This window comes from Citricoccus sp. GCM10030269, from assembly GCF_042665635.1.
Taxonomy (GTDB): domain Bacteria; phylum Actinomycetota; class Actinomycetes; order Actinomycetales; family Micrococcaceae; genus Citricoccus.
Genome location: NZ_JBHTCV010000005.1, coordinates 128084 through 148890 on the forward strand (window position 1 = coordinate 128084; position 20807 = coordinate 148890).

Consider the following 20807-nt stretch of genomic DNA (forward strand, 5'->3'; position numbering starts at 1 on the left):
GCCACCATGTCGTCCTCCAACCAGACCCACGGCGAGGTCGTCCGGCGAGAGGGCATGGTCGTCTCCGTGCAGTTGGCTCCTCCTGAGGCGAGGGCGCGCTTCTCGGTCGATATGGTCACCCGGCCCCCCGTTCCGGGGCGAGCATCCCTCGCCGGCGAACGACTGCGACTGGTCTGGATCGGACAGCGCAACATTCCCGGGATCACCCCAGGGCGATGGCTGCGCATCGAGGGTTTCCGCTCTGATCACGAGGGCATTCCGACCGTCTTCAACCCCCGCTACGAACTCCTGGCAGGAGCGCCTCATGGAACACGGAACTGACGACAGCGGCTCGACGCGCGCCCCACTGGATGCGGCTCTGCGCACCGTCGGGTCCAGCACGGCGGTGAAGGACAACGGGGACATCGATCTTCTGGCGACCATCGGGGGATGGCGCGGACTGCTGGAGTCGGTCCTGCCGTCGGCAGTCTTCCTCGTCGCCTTCATCATCTCCTCGGATCTCTGGGGCGCCGGCATCGCTGCCGTCGCGGTGGCCGCTGTCTTCAGCGTCATCCGGCTGGTCCAACGGCAGAGTCCCCTGCAGGCACTCGCCGGTCTGGCCGTCGTCGTGCTCTGTGTGGTCGTGGCGCTCAACACGGGGGAGGCCCGGGACTATTACCTCTGGGGGTTCGTCACCAACGCCGTCTACATCGTCGCCCTGTCCGTCTCGGTCTTCGTGGGCTGGCCGTTGCTCGGCCTGGTCTACGGCATCGTCCGCAACGAAGGTCTCGCCTGGCGGCGGGACCGGGAACGACGTCGGCGCTACGCCTGGGCGACCTGGTTCGTCGTCGCTGCTCTCGCCTTGCGGCTTGTGGTGCAGTTGCCGCTCTATCTGGCCGATCTGTTGACCGCGCTGGGCACGGCGCGACTCGTCATGGGTCTCCCGCTCTACGCGCTGGCCCTGTGGTTCGGCTGGCTGGTGTCCGCCCCCGCTAGGTCTGCTGAGGGCTCTGCTGAGGCTAAGGGCCCTGCTGACCCGGGCTGACGCGCTGCGTCTGGGCTTCCCGCTGTCCGCGCGCACGACGCTCGTCTTCGGGCACGAGGACGTCGCGCAACCGCGCCTCGGCCTCATCCGTGGCCAGAAAGAACAGTTCGTCCGAGACTTCCATGACGTCGTCGTCGCTGGGGGTGATCGGGCGGGTGTCGCGGATGATCGAGACCACGGAGATGTCGCTGGGCCAGGACACCGATCCCAGGCGGCGCCCCACGGTCCAGTGTCCCGAGGGCACGGTGAACTCCACCAGCGTGGTCTTGCCGGAGCGCAGCGTCAGCAATCGCACCAGGTCGCCGGTTTCCACCGCCTCTTCCACCAGCGCGGTCATGATGCGCGGCGTGGAGACGGCCACGTCCACGCCCCAGGCCTCGTCGAACAACCAGTCATTCTTCGGGTTGTTGACGCGGGCGACCGTGCGTCCGAGCCCGAACTCTGATTTGGCGAGCAGGGAGACCACCAGATTGGCCTTGTCGTCGCCGGTGGCGGCCACCAGGACATCGGCCTTCTCCAGGTGGGCCTCCTGCAGAACGGCGAGTTCGCAGGCGTCTCCCATCAGCCACTTCACGCCGCGCAACCCCGATCGGGTCACGACTTCGGGTTTGGTGTCCACGAGCAGTACGTCATGGCCGTTGGTCAAGAGTTCTCGGGCGATCGATGACCCCACGGCGCCGGCTCCGGCGATGACGACCTTCATGGCCTGTCCGCTCCGTTCTCACTGCGTGTCTCGTCGTCGTCCCGGTCGTCGTCCAGCAGGTCGTTGGCCGGTCGAGGGCCGCGGGCCAGGATCCGCTCGGCCTCGTCCTGTGCGGCCACGGCCATCACGGCATGCAGGATGTCACCCTGCTGATAGAGGGTGTCCTGGGTGGGAACCATGCCCTCACCCAAGCGGGTGACGAACGCCGTGCGGATGCCGGCCTCGGACTCCATCTCGGACAGGGGATGGCCGATCCAGTCCGGGGCGACCCTCACCTCGGCCATCACGATCCGGCCTGAGGCGTCACGGAAGTCCCCGGTGAGGTCCCCGTCCGGCAAGATCCGGCGCAACACCTGGTCCGTCGACCAGCGCACGGCCGCGACCGTCGGAATGCCGAGGCGCTGGAAGATCTCGGCGCGTCCGGGATCGTAGATGCGCGCCACCACGTGCTCGACTCCGAAGGTCTCCCGTGCCACGCGGGCGGCGATCACATTCGAATTGTCGCCGGAGGACACGGCGGCGAAGGCGTAGGCGTCCTGGATCCGCGCCCGGGTGAGCGCGTCCCGGTCGAAGCCGACCCCGGTGACTCGCTGACCACCGAAATGCCGGCCCAGCCGGCGGAAGGCGCGCTCGTCCTGGTCGACGACGGCGACCGAGTGGCCGCTCCGTTCGAGCGTGAGCGCCAGGGACGAGCCGACGCGACCGCATCCCATGATCACGTAGTGGACCATCTGATTCCTTCCTCTGGCCAGCGAGTCCAGTGTGCCATGCGAGCAGGGCGCTGCGTCGGGGTACCGTGGACGCGTGGCAAGGGTCCTGGAATCGGTACGTCGACTGCTCGTCGGGCGTCCTTACGACACGGAACGACTCACCAGTCGGCCGCTGGGCCGACTCACGGCTCTTCCGGTGTTCTCCGCCAACGCCTGGTCCTCCGTGGCGTATGCGCCGGACGAGATTCTGCTGACCCTCGCGCTGGGCGGCACGGCTGCCCTGACGATGGGGCCCGGAATCGGCATGGCCGTGGTCGCCGTCATGCTGCTGATCGTCCTGTCCTATCGGGTCTCCATTCGCGCGCATCCCGAGGGCGGAGACTACGCCATCTCCAGCGCGAATCTGGGCCCCTGGGCCGGCGTCACCGTGGCTGCGGCCATGATGCTCGACTTCGTTTTCACCGTGGCCGTGTCCATGGCGGCCATGGCCCATTACCTCGTGGCCGTCATTCCCGCGCTGGCCGGTGCCGAGACATGGGTGGCCGTGGCCGGCGTCGGGCTGCTCGCGGTGGCCAATATCCGCGGCGCCGGACGCGGGCGTCTCACCCCAGCCCTGCTCGCGTTCCTGTTCCTCGCGCTGCTGTTCAGCATGATCGTCGCCGGAATCGTCCAGGACCAGATCGGTGCACTGGAACCGGCGACGTCGGCCGCGGTCGAGCCGATGCCGAACCCCGCCTTCGCCGACGGACTGGGCCAGGTCGCTCTGGCGGTCCTGGCGTTGAGGGCGTTCTCCTCGGGCTCGGCTCTGGCCACCGGTGTGGAGGTTCCGGCGTCCAATGTGGCCGCCATGGCCAAGCCTCGGATCAAGACCGCGCAGTTCGTCATGCTGGTCATGGGCCTGATCGCCGCCGCGTCCACGCTCGGGGTGATGTACCTGGCCAATCGGACCGGGGTGGTGTTCGTTCTGGATCCGACCGAGCTCCAAGGCGCCGGCGGTGGTCCGGTGCCGGAAGACTATGTGCAGAATCCCGTGGTCGCCCAGTTGGCCAACGCGATCTTCGGTCATGGGGGATTCTTCGCGGTGGCGCTGATCCTCTCGATGGCCGCACTGCTGGTGATGGCGGGCCATTCGGCGTTCAAGAACTTCCCCGAACTGGCCTCGCGCCTGGCGAAGGACAGCTACCTGCCGCGGCAACTGCTCACGCGTGGTGATCGGCTGGGGTACACCAACGGCGTGGTGCTGCTGACGCTCGCAGCACTGATTCTGATCTTGGCATTCCGGGCCCAGACGGCGCTGCTGGTCCAGCTCTACGTGATCGGGGTGTTCCTGTCCTTCACGGTGAGTCAGCTGGGCATGATCCGACACTGGAGCAGGGAACTCGCCCACACTCCCGGCTCACGCGCCCGCCAAGCCGTACGGACCCGGCGTGTGGTGAATCTCGTCGGGTTCGTGGTCACCGCCCTGGTGGCCCTGGTCGTGCTGATCACCCGTTTCGGTCAGGGCGCCTGGGTCGCGCTCCTGGCCATCGCCGCGATGGTGTTCATCATGTCCCGCATCCGTGAGCACTACGATGCCGTTGCCGCCGAACTCACGCTCACACCGGCTGAGGACGCCCGTGCTCTGCCGTCCCGGGTCCATGCCGTGATCCTGGTGCTCTCCGTCCAGCGGCCCACCCTGCGTGCGTTGGCCTATGCCCGCGCCTCGCGGCCCTCCAGCCTGGAGGCCGTCATGGTCGATCTGGACAAGGAGTCCACCCGTGCCCACCTGGAGGCGTGGGACCGCCTCGATCTTCCCGTTCCCGTGACCGTTCTGGCCTCCCCGTACCGCGAGATCGCCGAACCTCTGATCCGACATCTGCGTGCCCTGCGTCGGCAGTCGCCACGGGATCTGGTGGTCGTCTATATCCCCGAGTACGTGGTCGGCGGCGGATGGAAGTCACTGTTGCACAACCGGACCAACAAGAGGATCAAGGAGCGGCTGCACCGTGAACCCGGTGTCATGGTGGCTTCGGTGCCCTGGCAGCTTTCCGGCTCGGCGCATCCGGTGAAGAACCGGTTGCCTGGACCAGTAGAGTCTCCGGTACAGGGCACCGGGCGATCAGCAGACTAAGCCGGCGATCCGGATGCCGCGGCGCATGACCTTTTCAGGGGGACGAGCATGAGCAGCATCCGCGACACCAGCCAGGTCGACGAGGCTCGCCCTCCGGTGCGCGAACGCGTCAACCCGGACTCCAGCAGTTCCCCAAGCTCGACTGCGTCGCCGGCCACCGGAGCCACTCCCGTGGTGGCCGCGAACTCCTCAGCGCCCCTGGTGTTGGAACTGGAGGCCGGCCCGATGGCCCATGGAGGTCACTGCGTCGCCCGGCATGAGGGGCGCGTGGTCTTTCTGCGGCACGCGATACCCGGTGAGCTCGTCCGGGCTGTGGTCACCGAAGCGGGAGAGAGCGCCCGCTACTGGCGCGCCGACACCGTCGAGGTGCTCCACGGGTCCGAGTTTCGCCGAACCCACCAGTGGAAACTGGCCGATTCGCTCCGGGCTCACGCTGCCGGCCGGTTGCCCGTGGGCGGCGCCGACTACGGGCATATCGTGCTGCCACATCAGCGCCGCCTGAAGGCCCAGGTCTTCCGGGACACGGTGGCCAGAATCGCCGGTCAGCAGCTCGAGGTCCATGTCACCGGGGCACCGGGGGACGATCCCTCCGGTCTGCACTGGCGAACCCGCAACGCCTTCGCGGTCACTCCCACCGGACGACTGGCCATGCATGCGCACCGATCCGCAGTGCTGATACCGGTGCGCAATATGCCGCTCGGTGTCCCCGCCCTGGACGCCCTGAAGCTCTGGGAACTGGACTTCAGCGGAGTGGCCCGTGTCGATGTGGTGACTCCGGCCAGCAGCGATTCGGCACTCGTGCTGCTCACGCCTGCCAAGGACGCCGACGTCTCGCAGCTCGGTGGCCGGATGCACCGGCAGACCAGCCGACTGCCGGAGGGCACCTCCGTGGCACTGATCGTGCCGCCCAAGGACCCGACGGAGCGCCCAGAGATCCGCCGGCTGCGTGGACGCACGTGGACTCAGGAAACCGTCTCCAGCAAGCACGGCCAGGAACACACGTACCGGATCACCGGGGACGGCTTCTGGCAGGTGCACCGCTGGGCGCCGTCCATGTTGGTGGACGCGGTGCTCCAGGCGGCACAGCCGCAACCGGGCGAGGTCATCGCCGACCTGTACGCCGGGGCCGGCCTGTTCTCGGCCTTCCTGGCCGACGCCGTCGGACCTGAGGGACAGGTGTTGTCCGTGGAGGCCGCACCGGGAGCCAGCCGTGACGCCCGCCGGAACTTGCACGGGGTCACGCAGGCAGCCGTGCTGAACGGGACGGTCGACCGGATCCTGAGTCGTTGGGTCGCCAAACCGGAATTGCCGGTCAGCGACTGCGGCCTGGGTGGCCGCGCCGTCGACACCCTCGTGCTGGATCCGCCGCGCGTCGGCGCCGGCAAGGCCACCGTGGAACGGATCAACCGGCTGGAGCCGAAGAAGATCGTCTACGTCTCCTGCGACCCGGCATCCTTCGCGCGTGACTTCGGGCTCCTGGCTCAGTCCGGATGGAGCGCCGAGAGCGTCGACGTCTACGACTTGTATCCGGACACCCACCACATGGAGTCGGTCGCTGTGCTGGTCCGGAGCTGACCCCACTGTCGGTGGATCCGGGCCCGTCGGGGCTGGTTTCGACCAGCAATGACGCGGGCCGCACAAGAGCAGGATCCCGCCGGTCGTCGGGCTAGGATGGAAGGCGAGCCGCCCGTGACCAGACTGCCACGGGGCCGGCAATGGCACTCAAGACTGGCCAATCGCCCTGACTCGGGGCGGGAAGAGGAGTCCTTCGTGACTACTGTTGACAGCTTCGGTTCCAAAGGCGTCCTGGACGTCAATGGCGCCGAGTACGAGATTTTCCGGCTGAACAAGGTGGAGGGCGCGGAGAAGCTCCCGTACTCCTTGAAGGTTCTCCTGGAGAACCTCCTCCGGACCGAAGACGGCGCCAACGTGACCGGCGAACTGATCCAGGCCCTGGCTTCCTGGGATCCCGACGCTCAGCCGGACACCGAGATCCAGTTCACCCCCGCCCGTGTGATCATGCAGGACTTCACCGGCGTGCCCTGCGTCGTGGACCTGGCCACCATGCGTGAGGCCATCGAGGAACTCGGCGGCGACGCCAGCCGGGTCAATCCGCTGGCCCCCGCTGAACTCGTGATCGACCACTCCGTGCAGATCGATTCCTTCGGCAACGACCAGGCCATCGAACGCAACATGGAGTTCGAGTACCAGCGCAACGGGGAGCGCTACCAGTTCCTGCGTTGGGGACAGACCGCCTTCGATGACTTCCGCGTCGTGCCCCCGGGCATGGGCATCGTCCACCAGGTCAACATCGAGAACCTGGCCCGCGTCGTGATGACCCGTGAGGTCGACGGCGTGCTGCGCGCCTACCCGGACACCTGCGTCGGCACCGACTCGCACACCACCATGGAGAACGGCCTGGGCGTGCTCGGCTGGGGCGTCGGCGGCATCGAGGCCGAGGCCGCCATGCTCGGCCAGCCGATCTCCATGCTCATCCCGCGCGTGGTCGGCTTCAAGCTCACCGGCGAGATCCCGGCCGGCGCCACCGCCACCGACGTGGTGCTGACCATCACCGAGATGCTCCGCGAGCACGGAGTGGTCGGCAAGTTCGTCGAATTTTACGGAGAGGGTGTCGGTGCGGTGCCGCTGGCCAACCGTGCGACCATCGGCAACATGAGCCCCGAGTTCGGCTCGACCGCGGCGATCTTCCCGATCGACGACGTCACCCTGGACTACCTGCGGATGACCGGGCGCACCGAGGAGCACATCGCGCTCATCGAGGCGTACATCAAGGAACAGGGCATGTGGCACGACCCGGCCAAGGAGATCAAGTTCTCCGAGTACCTCGAGCTGGACCTGTCCACCGTGGTGCCCTCCATCTCCGGGCCGAAGCGCCCCCAGGACCGCATTGCTCTGACCGAGTCCAAGGCGCGCTTCCACGAGGACATCAAGAACTACGCCACGCACGTGGACGAGGACGTCACCGCGGGCGACTCCGCCGATGAGGCCTCGGCGCAGTCCTTCCCGGCCTCGGACGCCCCCGCGCACAGCGCCGGCGACCAGCAGGAGGAAGCGGACCGTCCTCGCGACCACCACGTGGACACCAGCGGCGACCGTCCGACCAAACGCGTGCCGATCACCATGCCGGACGGCCGCGAGTTCGAACTCGACCACGGCGCGGTGTCGATCGCCTCGATCACCTCGTGCACCAACACCTCCAACCCCTCGGTCATGATGGCCGCGGCGGTGCTGGCCCGCAATGCGGTGGAGAAGGGCCTGAAGGCCAAGCCGTGGGTCAAGACCTCGATCGCCCCCGGCTCCAAGGTCGTCACCGAGTACTACGAGAAGTCCGGTCTGGTCCCCGCTCTGGAGGAGCTGGGCTTCTACATCGTGGGCTACGGCTGCACCACCTGCATCGGCAACTCCGGTCCGCTGGAGGACGAGATCTCCCAGGCCATCCAGGACAACGACCTGGCCGTGACCTCGGTCCTCTCCGGCAACCGCAACTTCGAGGGCCGCATCAACCCGGACGTGAAGATGAACTACCTGGCGTCCCCGCCGCTGGTCATCGCCTACGCCCTGGCCGGCAACATGGACTTCGACTTCGAGACCGAGCCGCTGGGCCAGGACCAGGACGGCAAGGACGTCTTCCTCAAGGACATCTGGCCGGAACCGACCGAGGTGCAGAAGATCATCGACTCCTCGATCGAGACGGAGATGTTCACTCGCGAGTACGGCACCATCTTCGACGGTGACGAGCGCTGGCGGAACCTGGACACCCCCACCGGCAAGACCTTCGAGTGGAACCCGGAATCCACCTACGTCCGCAAGCCCCCGTACTTCGAGGGAATGCAGGCCGAGGCGGAGCCGGTGCAGGACGTCGAAGGCGCCCGCGTGCTGCTCAAGCTCGGTGACTCGGTCACCACGGACCACATCTCCCCGGCCGGCTCGTTCAAGTCGGACACTCCGGCGGGTCAGTACCTGCTCGAGAAGGGCGTGCAGCGCAAGGATTTCAACTCCTACGGCTCTCGTCGTGGCAACCACGAGGTGATGATCCGCGGCACGTTCGCGAACATCCGGATCAAGAACCAGCTGCTCGACGGCGTCGAGGGCGGTTTCACCCGTGACTTCACCCAGGACGGCGCCCCGCAGGCCTACGTCTACGACGCAGCGCAGAACTACCAGGAGGCCGGTGTTCCGCTGGTCGTGCTGGCGGGCAAGGAGTACGGTTCCGGTTCGTCCCGTGACTGGGCGGCCAAGGGCACCGCACTGCTGGGCATCAAGGCCGTGATCGCCGAGTCCTTCGAGCGCATCCACCGTTCCAACCTGATCGGCATGGGCGTGCTTCCCCTGCAGTTCCCGGAGGGTGAGTCCGCCGAGTCCCTGGGGCTGGACGGAACCGAGACCTTCTCGATCTCCGGCGTGACCGCGCTGAACGAGGGCACCACGCCCCAGACGGTCCAGGTCACGGCCACCCACGAGAACGGCAACACCACCGAGTTCGATGCGGTGGTCCGCATCGACACTCCCGGCGAAGCCGATTACTACCGCAATGGCGGCATCCTGCAGTATGTGCTGCGCCAGATCGCCGCGAAGTGACCTGACCGGCGTGATCTGACGCCGATCTGACGCAGGTCTGAACCGAACGAAGGGCCGGGTCCCCGGAGCGGGACCCGGCCCTTCGTCGTCGTTCGGCGCTCAGGCGTTATTCTGTGAACAGTCCGCTTTTCCTCCCGGCCGAAAGGACCGCCTCCTCGTGGGCCTTCTCGAATCCATCCACTCGCCGCAGGACCTGGGGCGCCTCTCGGCCGTCCAGATGCGGCGACTGGCCGAGGAAATCCGGAGTTTCCTCATCGCCAATGTCTCCCGCACCGGCGGCCATCTCGGCCCGAACCTCGGTGTGGTCGAGCTGACGCTGGCCATCCACCGGACCTTCAACTCTCCGCGTGATGCCGTGATCTTCGATACCGGCCACCAGTCGTACGTCCACAAACTAGTGACCGGCCGGCAGGACTTCTCGACGTTGCGTCAGCAGGGCGGGCTCTCCGGCTACGGAGACCGCGGCGAGTCCGTTCACGATGTGGTCGAGTCCTCGCACGCCTCCTCGTCCCTCTCCTGGGCGGACGGCATCTCCCGCGCCTGGGCCCTGCGTGGCTCGGGTGATCGATACGTGGTGGCGGTGATTGGCGACGGGGCGCTGACCGGTGGCATGGCCTGGGAGGCACTCAACAACATCGCCGTCGACCGGGATCGCCGAGTGGTGATCGTCGTCAATGACAACGGGCGATCGTACTCACCGACCGTCGGTGGGTTGGCGAACCAGCTCTCCGGGCTCCGGCGCGCTTTCCTCGACAAATTGCGCACCCATCGGAACTACGAGGACACCCTGGATTTCTGGAAGGATCGGCTGCAGACCTCCGGGACGGCCGGCCGCCTCGTCTACAAGTCTCTGCATGCCACCAAGAAGGGCATCAAGGACTGGTGGGCTCCGCAGGGGTTGTTCGAGGACCTGGGCATGAAGTACATCGGCCCGATCAACGGCCACGACCAGGTCGAGCTCGAAGAGGCCCTGACGGACGCCAGGAATTACGAAGGTCCCGTGATCGTCCACGCGATGACCGAGAAGGGGCACGGCTACGCTCCCGCCGTGGCTCATGAGGACGACCAGTTCCACACCATCGGCAAGATCGACCCCGAGACCGGTGAGTCGATGTCTTCCAGTTCGGGACCCTCCTGGACGAGTGTGTTCGGTGAAGAGATCACCGCGATCGCCGACGAGCGCGAGGACATCGTGGCCATCACCGCGGCGATGAAGATCCCCGTGGGACTGGGGCTGATGGCCGGCAAGCATCCGGACCGGGTCTACGACGTAGGCATCGCCGAACAACATGCGGTCACCTCGGCTGCGGGGATGGCCTTCGGCGGCCTGCACCCCGTGGTGGCGCTGTACGCCACCTTCCTCAATCGCGCCTTCGACCAGGTGCTGATGGACGTGGGGCTGCACCGGGCCGGCGTGACCTTCGTCCTCGACCGGGCCGGCGTGACTGGCCCGGATGGCCCCAGCCACCACGGCATGTGGGACCTGGCCCTCCTGCAGTCGGTCCCGACCCTGCGGATCGCCGCGCCCCGGGACACAGAGCGGCTGCGCGAAGAGTTGCGCGAGGCCGTCTCAGTGGAGGACGCCCCCACGGTGGTGCGCTTCGCCAAAGGCAACGTCGGCCCCGAGATCGCCGCCTTGGAGCGGCTCAACGACGGTGTCGACGTGTTGTTGCGTTTGGGCAGTTCCTCGAAGGAACCCGGCGCCGAGCGAGACGTGCTGATCGTCGCCGTCGGGACCATGGCCGAGCTCGGTCTCGACGTCGCGGCCCGACTGGCCGATCAGGGCATCTCCGCCACGGTGATCGATCCGCGGTGGGTGCTCCCGGTGCAGGAGTCCGTCATCGAACTGGCGTCTCGACACCGGATCGTGATCTGCCTCGAGGACGGTGTCCGTGCCGGCGGTGTGGGCTCCCGGATCCGCCAGGAGATGCGAGCTCGGGGCGTGGACACCGCGTTGAACGAGGTCGGCCTGCCCGTGGAGTATCTGGCGCACGGCACGCGGGAACAGGTGCTGGAACGCACCGGTCTGACCGGCCGGCGAATCGCGCACAACACCGTGGCCCAGGTGCTCGGCACCAAGGTTCCGTTCGCCCGGCCCCTCACCGGTCAGATGAGCCAGGTACCGTCCGCAGAGCAGAACGGGGCCCGACCCGGCACCGACAACACCACGGGGTCACTCCCGACGACGAAGGGTCAACCGTGAGCATTGTGCGCACCTACCGGCGGTCCGACGTGGACGGCCAGCAACGCATGGAATACCGCGAGGCGTGGTTCGCGCCCGGCAGCGGAGAGGTCGTCGTCCACCATGGGCGCGTGGGCAACACCGGCACGACGACGGCTGAGAATGTCCCGAACGACGACGCCGGCGAGGAATTGCTCGCCAGCTTCGCGGCCCAGTGCGCCGAGGACGGTTTCACCGAGCTGACCGCGGGGGAGACGTCGCGGTTGGAGGTGTCCTACCGGCTCAAGGGTGCCGAGCCGACGAGAGTCGAGCACACCCTGGTGGAGGCTTTGCGCGGCGAAATCACGAACCAGCTCGCGTGGCGGGGCCTCGGTGAGGTCGTGGATCAGCGTCGGGAATCGGGCCGGATCGTGCTCGACGTCGATACCCCACACGCCCGCAAGGCCGCTGCCGAGATCCCGGCCGCGGCGAAACTCGCCGGCGTTCAGGCCTCGCGCGTGACGACCGCGCACTGACCACCGCTCACCGAGTACCGAAGGGAACCGTTCACCATGGAATACCGCCGCCTGGGTCGCTCCGGCCTGACCGTCTCCGTCGTGGGACTGGGGTGCAACAATCTCGGCCGGCCGGGAACCGCCACTCTGGAGCAGGAGGGGACCGACGCCGTCGTGCACGCCGCACTGGACGCCGGGGTGAGTCTGTTCGACGTGTCTGACACCTACGGTGCCACACCGGGATTGAGCGAGGAGCGGCTGGGACGCGCCCTCGGGGCCCACCGCGAGGAGATCGTGCTGGCCACCAAATTCGGCATGGACATGGGCGGAGCGAACGGCAACGACTTCGGCGCCCGTGGTTCGCGGCGCTACATCGTGCGCGCTGTCGAGGCATCGTTGCGCCGGCTCAACACCGAGTGGATCGACCTGTATCAGTTCCACACCCCGGATGACGCGACGCCGATCGAGGAGACGCTCTCGGCCCTGGATGATCTGGTGCACTCGGGGAAGGTGCGGTACATCGGACACTCGAACCGGGCCGGCTGGCAGATTGCCGAGGCCGAGTTCGTGGCCCGCGAGCTGGGGACTGAACGGTTCATCTCGGCGCAGAACCACTACAACCTGCTGGACCGTCGCGCGGAACTGGAGGTGCTGCCGTCGGCGAAGGCCTACGGGCTCGGCGTGCTGCCGTACTTCCCGCTGGCCAACGGCATGCTCACGGGCAAGTACTCCTCCGGCACCGCTCCGGAGGGGTCACGCCTCTCGCACACGAGGCGGGACATGGTGAAGCAGGCGGACCTGGACCAGCTGCGGCGCTTCGGAGACTTCGCGCGGGCCCGTGGTCTGTCCGAAGTGGAGCTGGCCTTCTCCTGGCTGGCCGCACAGGAGCCGGTGTCTTCGGTGATCGCCGGGGCGACGAAGCCGGAGCAGATTCGGCAGAACGCCGCAGCCGTGCGGTGGGTGCCCACGCAGGCCGAGCGGGCCGAGATGGACGAGATCTTCCCGACCGTGCCGAAGGTCGCGCTTTTCTAGTGATCTACGGGATCGTGATGTGGGTCGTGGCCCTCGCGGTGGTGGCGATGCTGGTCTTCTCCCTGGTGAGCCTCTCGCGGTCCCCGCTGGATCCCTCGCGGCGCGTTCCCTGGGCCTTCGCCCTGTTCCTCTTGCCGGTTCTGGGGCCGGCGGTGTGGCTGTGGTGGCGGTTCTACTACTATCCGCGCCGCGCGTCGGAGCAGCCCGACTGGGACCCGAACCGCCGAGAGGTCATCGTCAATCCGCCGCGGCGGCCGGGGCAGTACAGCTAGATCTCGACGGTGATCCGATCGCCGTCGACGGCCGCCGTGTACTCGGTGAGCGGCTTCTTCGCGGGGCCGCCGTAGGGAACGCCGGTGGTGACGTCGAAATGCGAACCGTGGCAGGGGCAGGCGAAGACGTGATCGCCGTTCTCTTCTGTGGGAGCCACAGTGCAGCCCTGGTGAGTGCAGGTGGCCGAGAACGCGCGAACGGAGTCTTCAGCGTCCCGGTGCAGCAGGAGGGTCACGCCCTCGACCGTGACCGACGTCGACTCACCGACCGGCAGCTCCTCCGTTTTCACGGCCTCGGTGGCCGAACCTCCGGCGTGGTGCGACGGTGCGCTCTCCTCGGCTCGGATGTCATCAGTGCACGCCGCAAGCCCCAAGGTGCTCACCGCTCCCAAGGCGCCCAGGGTGGCACCGCGTTCCAGGAACGACCGGCGCGAGGTGCCGCAGCCGGAGCAGCAGGAAGCGGAGGAGTCGGACTGGCGGGGTTGAACGGAAGTCATCCCTCCATTATCCGCCACCCGAGCATCACGTGTGGAATCGCCGCCCGTTGACGCGCTCGGAGGCGCCCACCTGGTCCAGATAGGGCGTGATGCCGCCCAGATGCATCGGCCAGCCGGCGCCGAGAATCATGCAGAGGTCGATGTCCTCGGCCTCGGCGACCACTCCCTCGGCGAGCATGAGGCCGATCTCCTCGGCCAAGGCGTCCTGCACCCTGACGAGCAACTGCTCGGCCGTCTGGGGGGAGTGACCGAACGTCAGGATCTCCTGTGTCTCGGCCGGGATGGTTTCGTTGCCGTTCTCGTCCTTCTCCCACAGCGAGGTGATCCCGGCGTCGATCAGCCGCTGCAGGTTCGCGGAGACCGGGAAGCGGTCCCCGCCGAACGCCGTGTTGAGCGATTCCGTCACGTGTTGGGCGACGGGGATCCCGACCATGGACAACAGCGTGAACGGCGTCATGGGCAGGGCCATCGGATCCAGCGCGTGATCGGCCACCTCGGCCGGTGTGCCCTGATCGAAGGAATGCTGAACCTCACCCAGCAGCCGCAACAGCACGCGGTTCACCACGAAGGCCGGTGCATCGTGGACCAGCACGGGGGTCTTGCCGAGTGCTGCTGCGGTGGCGAAGGCGGTGGCCAACACCTCGTCGGTGGTCGAGGGGCCGCGGACGACCTCCACCAGGCGCATGAACGCCACGGGGTTGAAGAAGTGGAAGCCGATCAGCCGTTCCGGGTGCTCGAGGTCGGAGGCCATCTCGGTCACGGACAGCGAGGAGGTGTTGGTGGCCAGGATGCACTCGGAGGAGACGATGCCCTCCAGCTCGGCCAGTACGGCCTTCTTGACGCCCATCTCCTCGAACACGGCCTCGATGACGACGTCGGCATCGGCATAGACGTCCTTGGACACCGAGCCGGTGACGAGGGACTTCAGAGCCTCACCTTGCTCCGCGGTCAGAGAGGCCTTCTTGACGCTCTTCTCGATCTGCGCATGAACGGCGGCCAGGCCACGGTCCACCCGAGCCTGGTCGATATCGGTCATCACCACCGGGACGCGGAGCCGCTGGGCGAACACCAGGGCCAGCTGACCGGCCATCAAGCCGGCGCCGACAACCCCGACCTTGGTCACCGGCCGTGCCAGCTCGGCCGGTGGGGCGCCGGCCGGTGCCTTGGAGCGCTTCTGAACCAGCTCGAGGAAGGCGTACACGGTATTGCGGAACTCTGGAGTCCGGACCAGTTCGGCCAGGGCCGCGCATTCGGCCTCGGCGGACTCCTGCCGAGTGCGACGGCGTCCAGCCTCAAAGAGGTCCATCACGGCGGCCGGCGCGGGCACCTGCCCACCGGTCTTGGCGGCCACGATCGACCTGCCCTCGGCGATGGCCTCGTCCCACGCTCGATCGGACCGGTCTCTCTCACGTTGCCTCTCAAGGGCGGCCAGAGTGTCGGGGTCGCCGGAGACCACCCGGCCGGCCCACCCGATCGAGGCCTGCGTGAACTGTTCCGAATCAATCAGGGCGTCGGCCAGACCGATCGAGTAGGCGCCCCGCCCGTCGATGGTCCGATTGTTGTTCAGCGGGTTGGTGACCATCAGCGTCAGAGCGTTCTTCGGGCCCACGAGGCGCGGTGCCTTCCACACTCCACCCCATCCGGGGATCAGGCCGAGGAAGGCCTCGGGAAGACCGAGGCTCTTCGCCTGCGTCGAGACGGTCCGGTACTGAGCGGCCAGGGCGATCTCCAGTCCACCGCCGAGGGCCAGCCCGTTGATGAAGGCGAAGGACGGTACCGGGAAATCGGTCAGCTCGTTGTAGACCACGTGGCCCAGTTCGGCCAACAGGGCGCCGTCGTCTGTCGAGTCGTCCGACGTGGAGAAGCGACCGATCAAGCCGAGGTCGGCACCGGCGACCAGAAAGCCAGGCTTGCCGGTCACGGCGACGGCGGCGATCTCTCCCCGTCGCGCTCGTTGCGCATGCTCCACCAGCACCTCGCCCAGACCGATCAGCGAGTTCGGTCCGAGGGTGGTCGGGCGCCGCGGACCGGCGTGGTTGTCCAGGGTGATCAGGGCCAGAAAGCCAGCGCTGCCGGAACTGCCGGGCAGCCCGACGTCGGCCACCTCCGCGCGCGTGACGACCTCGTCCGGCACTCGTTCGGCCAGGGGCCGGAACCGGGCGAAGGGGTCTGTGGTGTCGGGGTCGTGCTGAGACATGCGGCTCCTGCGATTGAGGGACTCGCCCAACATTACCGACGGGTAACTACTGGGGCAAGACTCAGCAGGACTCCGTCAGACCGACTGTACTCAGGCGGGGTCCGGGTCCAACAGCGCCACCGTGATGATCGGGGCAACGATCTCCACCTGCCAGGAGCGGGCTCCCAACTCGCGCAAGGCCGTGGTGACCGAGTCGAGGTCGATGGGTTCCGGGGGGCTCCAGCACAGCCGGCGCAACAGGTCGGGCGTGAGCAGGTTCTCCGTGGGCAGGCGCAACTGATCAGCCTTGTTGCCCACCCATTGCTTGGCCGTCTTGAGCCGGCGATCGGCCAAGGGTCGGCGGTCCTTCCACGCGCGAGGCGGGGGAGGGCCGTCTTGGGGCACATGCAGTGGCGGCAGGCCGTCCTTCGTCTGCGCTGCGGCTTGGCCGGCGCGGATGGCCTCCACCCAGCGTGGGGCGTCCTTGGCCGCGGCACGGCCGTGGAACCCGGGCGTCTTCAACAGGGCCGGCACTGTCGTGGGCTGGGTGGACGCGGCCGCCACGATGGCCGAATCGGGGATCAGTCGCCCGGGAGCCACGTCACGGTTCTGGGCCAGCGTCTCCCGGGTCTGCCACAGCTCCCGGACGACGGCCAGCTGTTGTGGCTTGCGCAGACGGTGCATCCCCGAGGTGCGCCGCCAGGGATCCTTGCGAGGGCCCGACAGTGGGGCGGTGCGGATGGCCTCGAACTCCTCCTCGGCCCACCGCAGCTTGCCCGCATCCTCCAGCATGGCGATCATGGCCGCCCGGAGCTCGACGAGCAGTTCGACGTCGAGCGCGGCGTAACGCAGCCAGTCCTCGGGCAGCGGTCGCTTCGACCAGTCGGCAGCCGAGTGCTCCTTGGCCAGGGTGACCCCCAGCAACTGCTCCAGGACGGAGGCGAGTCCGACGCGGGGAACGCCCAGCAGTCGACCGGCCAACTCCGTGTCGAACAATCGGTCCGGCCACAGGCCCAACTCGGACAGGCACGGCAGATCCTGGGTGGAGGCGTGCAGGATCCACTCGACGCCGGACAGCGCCTCCTGAATGATGTTCAGGTCATCGAAGGCCTCCGGATCGATGAGCCAGATGCCGGCGCCCTCGCGCTTGAGCTGAACCAGGAAGGCGCGTTGTCCGTACCGGAAGCCGGAGGCTCGCTCAGCGTCGATCGCGACCGGGCCCGAACCGGCCTTCAACAGGCGCGCGCAACGCTCGAGCTCAGCGGTGGACGTGGTGACGAAGGGAATACCGCCCACCGGTTCGGTGATCAGTCGCGGCGGTTCCGGGCTCGCGTCCTGGAGCGTCCGGGAATCCGCGTCGGAGGGGGTGCCGGTCTCCGTAGTGATGTCAGTTCCTCCTGATGCGCGGCAAAGGGGTGACGCCGTCGGGCACCGGCGGTAGCCCCGCGAAAGCGCTGACCATGTCCGCCCAGGCCTCCAGGTGTTCGGTGGTGTCCGGTCCCGCGGGAGTCCACGATGCACGCAACTCGATGTCAATGGTGTCAGGCCGGGAGCCCAACCCCCCGAAGCTCTCGGAGAGTACCCGGGTGGCCGTGCCGCCGGCTTCTGAATACCGTGCGCTCTGATTCTCCAAGGCCTCCACCAGCCACGTCCACGCTACAGCCCCCACCATCGGGTCATTGCCGACATCGGCCTCCAGGGAGGCGCGGATATACGTCACCACTCGGAACGTCCCCTGCCACACCGGGGAACCGGCCGGGTCGTGCAGGAGGATGAACCGGCCCGTGGCCAGCTCGGATGCGTCCGGCTGCGCCGGATCACGGACGTCCGCGGCCAGGGCGACGGCGAAGGGTGCCAATCGGCCGGGCGCGGGAATTTCGTCGAGGGTGATCTCCTGCCGGTGCCGTGCGCGGCGCAACCCGGCCAGCGCCTCGCGGAATTCCTCCGGGAGACGGCGCATTTCTGCGGGGCGGTGGCCAAGGGCAGTCACGCATTCAAGGTTAAAGCCGTACCTGAAGGATCATCCGGCGGCGCGCCGTGACGGCCCCCAACCGGACACTCCGACAACCGGCTGCTCAGACCCCCGAGGTGAGACGCGTCGTCAACTGCGTCCTCAGCGCCGCGATGAAGCCATCGACGTCGTCCTCGGTGGTGTCCCACGAGGTCATCCATCGGACTTCGTGGCGGTTCACGTCCCAGTCATAGAACGCGAAGTCGCCCCGCACGGCGTCGGCCACGGCCGGATCGAGTACGGCCAGAATCTGATTGGCCTGCGGTGGCTGGGTCAGTGTCACCCCGTCGAGGGCACCGGCGCCGGCTGCCAAGCGAGCCGCCATCGTGTTGGCCTGCCGTGCGGAGCGCAGCCACAACTCGTCGGTGAGCAAGGCCACCAGCTGAGCCGAGACGAAACGCATCTTCGAGGCTAACTGCATGGACGATTTCCGCAGGTAGCCCACAGCCTGTCCGGCGCTGTCCGTCCGGCGAGCGCTGGAACCGGACACCACCGATTCGGGCTGGAGCACGACGACCGCCTCCGCTCCGAGGGCGCCGTTCTTGGTGCCGCCGAAGGACACCATGTCCACGCCGGCGTCGGTGGTCAAGGACCGCAACGGCACGTCCATGGCGGCCGCCGCATTCGCCAACCGGGCGCCGTCCAGGTAGACGGACAGGCCGAGGGAATGGGCGTGATCGGTGAGCGCACGGATCTCCTCGGCCGAGTACACGGTGCCCTGTTCGGTCACCTGCGCGATCTCGACGACGGCCGGCTGGGCCCGGTGGACGAATCCAAACCCGTGGGCCTCCCGATCGATGAGTTCCGGGGTCAGTTTGCCGTCCGGGGTCGGCACGGTCAGGAGCTTGGTGTGCCCGATGCGTTCCGGAGCGCCTCCCTCGTCCTGATGGATGTGGGCGCTCTCGGCACAGATGACCGCGCCCCACGGAGGCAGCAGCGACTGCAGCGCGACGACGTTGGCTCCAGTCCCGTTGAACACCGGGAAGGCCTCGGCCCGCTCTCCGAACTCGCCGCGAATGAGCTCCTGCAACCGAGCGGTCCAGTCGTCCGCCCCATAGGCCGGAGCGTGCCCGGCATTGGCCTCGGCGAGGGCGGCGAGGACCTCGGGATGCACGCCGGCATAGTTGTCCGAGGCGAAGCCGCGACGGGTCTGGGTGGAAACGTGGGCGAAGACGTCGGTCGTGGTCACGCGCGGCCCTCGGCCTTCGGCTGCAAGGTCAGAGAAATGGAGTTCATGCAGTAGCGCAGGTCCGTGGGAGTGTCGAAGCCCTCGCCCTGGAAGACGTGTCCCATGTGGGAACCGCAGTTCGCGCAACGAACCTCGATGCGTTCCATGCCCAGGGTGTTGTCGCGGATGTACTCCACCCGGTCTTCGGCCAGGGGAGCGGAGAAGGACGGCCAGCCACAGTGGGCGTCGAATTTCGTGTCCGAACGGAACAGCTCAGAACCGCAGGCACGGCAGGCGTAGACGCCCTCGGTCTCGGTATCCCAGTACTCGCCCGTGAATGCGGGTTCGGTGCCCGCTTGGCGCAGGACCTGGAACTCCTCCGGACTCAGCCGCTCTCGCCAGTCGGCGTCGGAGAGCTGTCGGGGCTGATCGCTTGCAGGGGTCGAATCGTTCATACGTGCCATAACACCACGAAAGCCACAGTTGTTTCCGTGATCGTCATCCTGGCGAATGCGGCGTGAGCATGAACAGAATGGAGGATGACCTCCCGCTCGTCGAACCGACGCAAGAAGATCCAGAAGAGTATCGGCCAAGCCGAACCGGTGGTGCGCTGGGCCTCGCTCGCCGCCGGGGCCGGCGTCGTGGCCGGATCCGTGGCAGCGGGAACCGTGTCCGGGCTCGCCGGACTATTCGCGCGCACGGTGGTGACGCCCGTGAAGACCCCAGCCGAAGACCTCGAGATCCTCGCCGTGGTCCAGGGTGAGTCCGGGCTGGAGATCATCCTGCCGGTCAACGAGGAGACCACGGTGCCGGGGAGGTACTCCCTGGTGTTCGACGGCGGCGCGGGCGTCGCCCGCATCGGAGCCGTCGCCTCCTTCGATCCTCGGGACGGCACCGTGCAACGTCAGATCGAGGAGGTCTACAGCGGGGACATCACGCGCGCCGTTCGCGGCCGGTGGACCGGTTTCATCTACCCCGATCCGCGAGCGCTCGGCTACGAAACGGAAGACGTGTTGATTCCCGTGGAGAACGGTTCTGCGCCGGCGTGGCTCGTCCGGCCGGACGGGGAGTCTCGCAGCGCCGAGGCGCTGCCCGGGGACGGAGTCTGGGCGGTGATGGTCCACGGTCGCGGTTCGAAGCGAACCGAGGGGATCCGGGCCATCGGCTCGGCCCGCGCGCTCGGCATGACCTCGCTGCTGATCTCCTACCGCAACGACGGTGACGCCCCGGCAGCCGGCGATGGTCGCTACGGACTGGGAACCACGGAATGGAAAGACGTTGAAGCCGCCGTCGCCTACGCACTCCAGAACGGGGCCCGCGAAGTGGTCCTGTTCGGCTGGTCCATGGGAGGGGCGGTCTGTCTGCAGATGGCCGACCGCTCCGAACTGTCCTCCATGGTCGCCGCCATGGTCCTGGACGGCCCGGTGATCAACTGGATCGACGTCCTGGCTCACCAGGCCAAGCTGAACCGACTCCCGGAGGCTGTGGGGCGACTGGGGCAGTGGCTGGTCAGCAACAAAGCCGGACGCTGGGCCACGGGCCTGGCCGCTCCCGTGGACCTCAAGGCCATGGACTGGGTGGCCAGGTCGGAGCAGCTACGCGTGCCGACCTTGATCCTGCACTCCGAGGACGACAACTTCGTCCCGGTGGGGCCGTCCATGGAACTGGCCATGAAGATCCCTCAGCTGGTCTCCTTCGTGCGGTTCAACCTGGCCCGCCACACGCGCGAGTGGAACGTGGACCCGCAGAAGTGGGACCGCGCCGTCCGGGTCTGGCTCCGGGCGGTCCTCGCCTCACCGCGACCGGGACTGGCTCAGCTGACCGTGTAG

General features: G+C 67.6%; 18 protein-coding genes. 10 read left to right on the forward strand and 8 right to left on the reverse strand.

Annotated features, from left to right (window positions below; genetic code table 11):
- Positions 1-6 precede the first annotated feature (6 nt).
- Both ACFQQD_RS07745 and ACFQQD_RS07750 read left to right on the forward strand, forming a co-directional pair.
- Entirely contained in the window at positions 7-321 is a 315-nt protein-coding gene (locus tag ACFQQD_RS07745; protein ID WP_378088002.1) for a hypothetical protein, read from the forward strand.
- Complete coding sequence (locus tag ACFQQD_RS07750) at positions 305-1024, forward strand: DUF3159 domain-containing protein (protein ID WP_378088004.1); 720 nt, start codon at positions 305-307, stop codon at positions 1022-1024. The genes ACFQQD_RS07745 and ACFQQD_RS07750 overlap by 17 nt, the downstream gene beginning before the upstream one ends.
- Here ACFQQD_RS07750 and ACFQQD_RS07755 read toward each other — a convergent pair.
- Together ACFQQD_RS07755 and ACFQQD_RS07760 are read right to left on the reverse strand one after the other, a co-directional pair.
- The gene (locus tag ACFQQD_RS07755) at positions 999-1727 is read right to left on the reverse strand and encodes a potassium channel family protein (RefSeq protein ID WP_378088006.1); all 729 of its coding nucleotides are present in this window, start codon (positions 1725-1727) and stop codon (positions 999-1001) included. The genes ACFQQD_RS07750 and ACFQQD_RS07755 overlap by 26 nt on opposite strands.
- Positions 1724-2458 carry a potassium channel family protein gene (locus tag ACFQQD_RS07760; protein WP_378088008.1) on the reverse strand — a complete coding sequence of 245 codons (735 nt, stop codon included), beginning with the start codon at positions 2456-2458 and terminating at the stop codon, positions 1724-1726. The genes ACFQQD_RS07755 and ACFQQD_RS07760 overlap by 4 nt, the downstream gene beginning before the upstream one ends.
- Positions 2459-2531: 73 nt before the next feature.
- Between ACFQQD_RS07760 and ACFQQD_RS07765 the strand changes: the two genes are divergently transcribed.
- The 7 genes from ACFQQD_RS07765 to ACFQQD_RS07795 all read left to right on the forward strand — a co-directional run bounded on the left by ACFQQD_RS07765 (position 2532) and on the right by ACFQQD_RS07795 (position 13126).
- Positions 2532-4547, forward strand: coding sequence for an APC family permease (locus tag ACFQQD_RS07765; RefSeq protein ID WP_378088010.1), 2016 nt, complete (start codon positions 2532-2534; stop codon positions 4545-4547).
- Between the two features lie 48 nt (positions 4548-4595).
- On the forward strand, positions 4596-6122 hold the full coding sequence (locus ACFQQD_RS07770; RefSeq protein ID WP_378088012.1) for a class I SAM-dependent RNA methyltransferase: 1527 nt from the start codon (positions 4596-4598) through the stop codon (positions 6120-6122).
- A 195-nt stretch (positions 6123-6317) separates the two neighbouring features.
- Positions 6318-9146 (forward strand): aconitate hydratase, encoded by a 2829-nt coding sequence (locus ACFQQD_RS07775; protein WP_378088014.1) that lies wholly within the window; start codon positions 6318-6320, stop codon positions 9144-9146.
- A gap of 157 nt (positions 9147-9303) precedes the next feature.
- A complete protein-coding gene (dxs, locus tag ACFQQD_RS07780; RefSeq protein WP_378088016.1) occupies positions 9304-11349 on the forward strand; it encodes a 1-deoxy-D-xylulose-5-phosphate synthase in 2046 nt (681 codons plus the stop codon).
- A complete protein-coding gene (locus ACFQQD_RS07785) occupies positions 11346-11843 on the forward strand; it encodes a hypothetical protein (protein ID WP_378088018.1) in 498 nt (165 codons plus the stop codon). The genes dxs and ACFQQD_RS07785 overlap by 4 nt, the downstream gene beginning before the upstream one ends.
- Positions 11844-11879: 36 nt before the next feature.
- Entirely contained in the window at positions 11880-12854 is a 975-nt protein-coding gene (locus ACFQQD_RS07790) for an aldo/keto reductase (RefSeq protein WP_378088020.1), read from the forward strand.
- A 17-nt stretch (positions 12855-12871) separates the two neighbouring features.
- Positions 12872-13126 (forward strand): PLD nuclease N-terminal domain-containing protein, encoded by a 255-nt coding sequence (locus tag ACFQQD_RS07795; RefSeq protein ID WP_378090030.1) that lies wholly within the window; start codon positions 12872-12874, stop codon positions 13124-13126.
- Here the strand turns inward: ACFQQD_RS07795 and ACFQQD_RS07800 are convergent.
- The 6 genes from ACFQQD_RS07800 to msrB all read right to left on the reverse strand — a co-directional run bounded on the left by ACFQQD_RS07800 (position 13123) and on the right by msrB (position 19433).
- A complete protein-coding gene (locus tag ACFQQD_RS07800) occupies positions 13123-13623 on the reverse strand; it encodes a ubiquinol-cytochrome c reductase iron-sulfur subunit (protein WP_378088022.1) in 501 nt (166 codons plus the stop codon). The genes ACFQQD_RS07795 and ACFQQD_RS07800 overlap by 4 nt on opposite strands.
- A gap of 25 nt (positions 13624-13648) precedes the next feature.
- Entirely contained in the window at positions 13649-15820 is a 2172-nt protein-coding gene (locus tag ACFQQD_RS07805; protein ID WP_378088024.1) for a 3-hydroxyacyl-CoA dehydrogenase NAD-binding domain-containing protein, read from the reverse strand.
- 90 nt (positions 15821-15910) lie between these two features.
- The gene (locus ACFQQD_RS07810) at positions 15911-17095 is read right to left on the reverse strand and encodes a ribonuclease D (RefSeq protein WP_378088026.1); all 1185 of its coding nucleotides are present in this window, start codon (positions 17093-17095) and stop codon (positions 15911-15913) included.
- A 91-nt stretch (positions 17096-17186) separates the two neighbouring features.
- The gene (locus tag ACFQQD_RS07815) at positions 17187-17759 is read right to left on the reverse strand and encodes a DUF3000 domain-containing protein (protein ID WP_378090032.1); all 573 of its coding nucleotides are present in this window, start codon (positions 17757-17759) and stop codon (positions 17187-17189) included.
- Positions 17760-17874: 115 nt separating this feature from the next.
- Positions 17875-18999 carry a threonine aldolase family protein gene (locus ACFQQD_RS07820; protein ID WP_378088028.1) on the reverse strand — a complete coding sequence of 375 codons (1125 nt, stop codon included), beginning with the start codon at positions 18997-18999 and terminating at the stop codon, positions 17875-17877.
- A complete protein-coding gene (msrB, locus tag ACFQQD_RS07825) occupies positions 18996-19433 on the reverse strand; it encodes a peptide-methionine (R)-S-oxide reductase MsrB (RefSeq protein ID WP_378088031.1) in 438 nt (145 codons plus the stop codon). The genes ACFQQD_RS07820 and msrB overlap by 4 nt, the downstream gene beginning before the upstream one ends.
- 84 nt (positions 19434-19517) lie before the next feature.
- Here msrB and ACFQQD_RS07830 point away from each other — a divergent pair, with 84 nt between their 5' ends.
- Positions 19518-20807 (forward strand): alpha/beta hydrolase family protein, encoded by a 1290-nt coding sequence (locus ACFQQD_RS07830; protein WP_378088033.1) that lies wholly within the window; start codon positions 19518-19520, stop codon positions 20805-20807.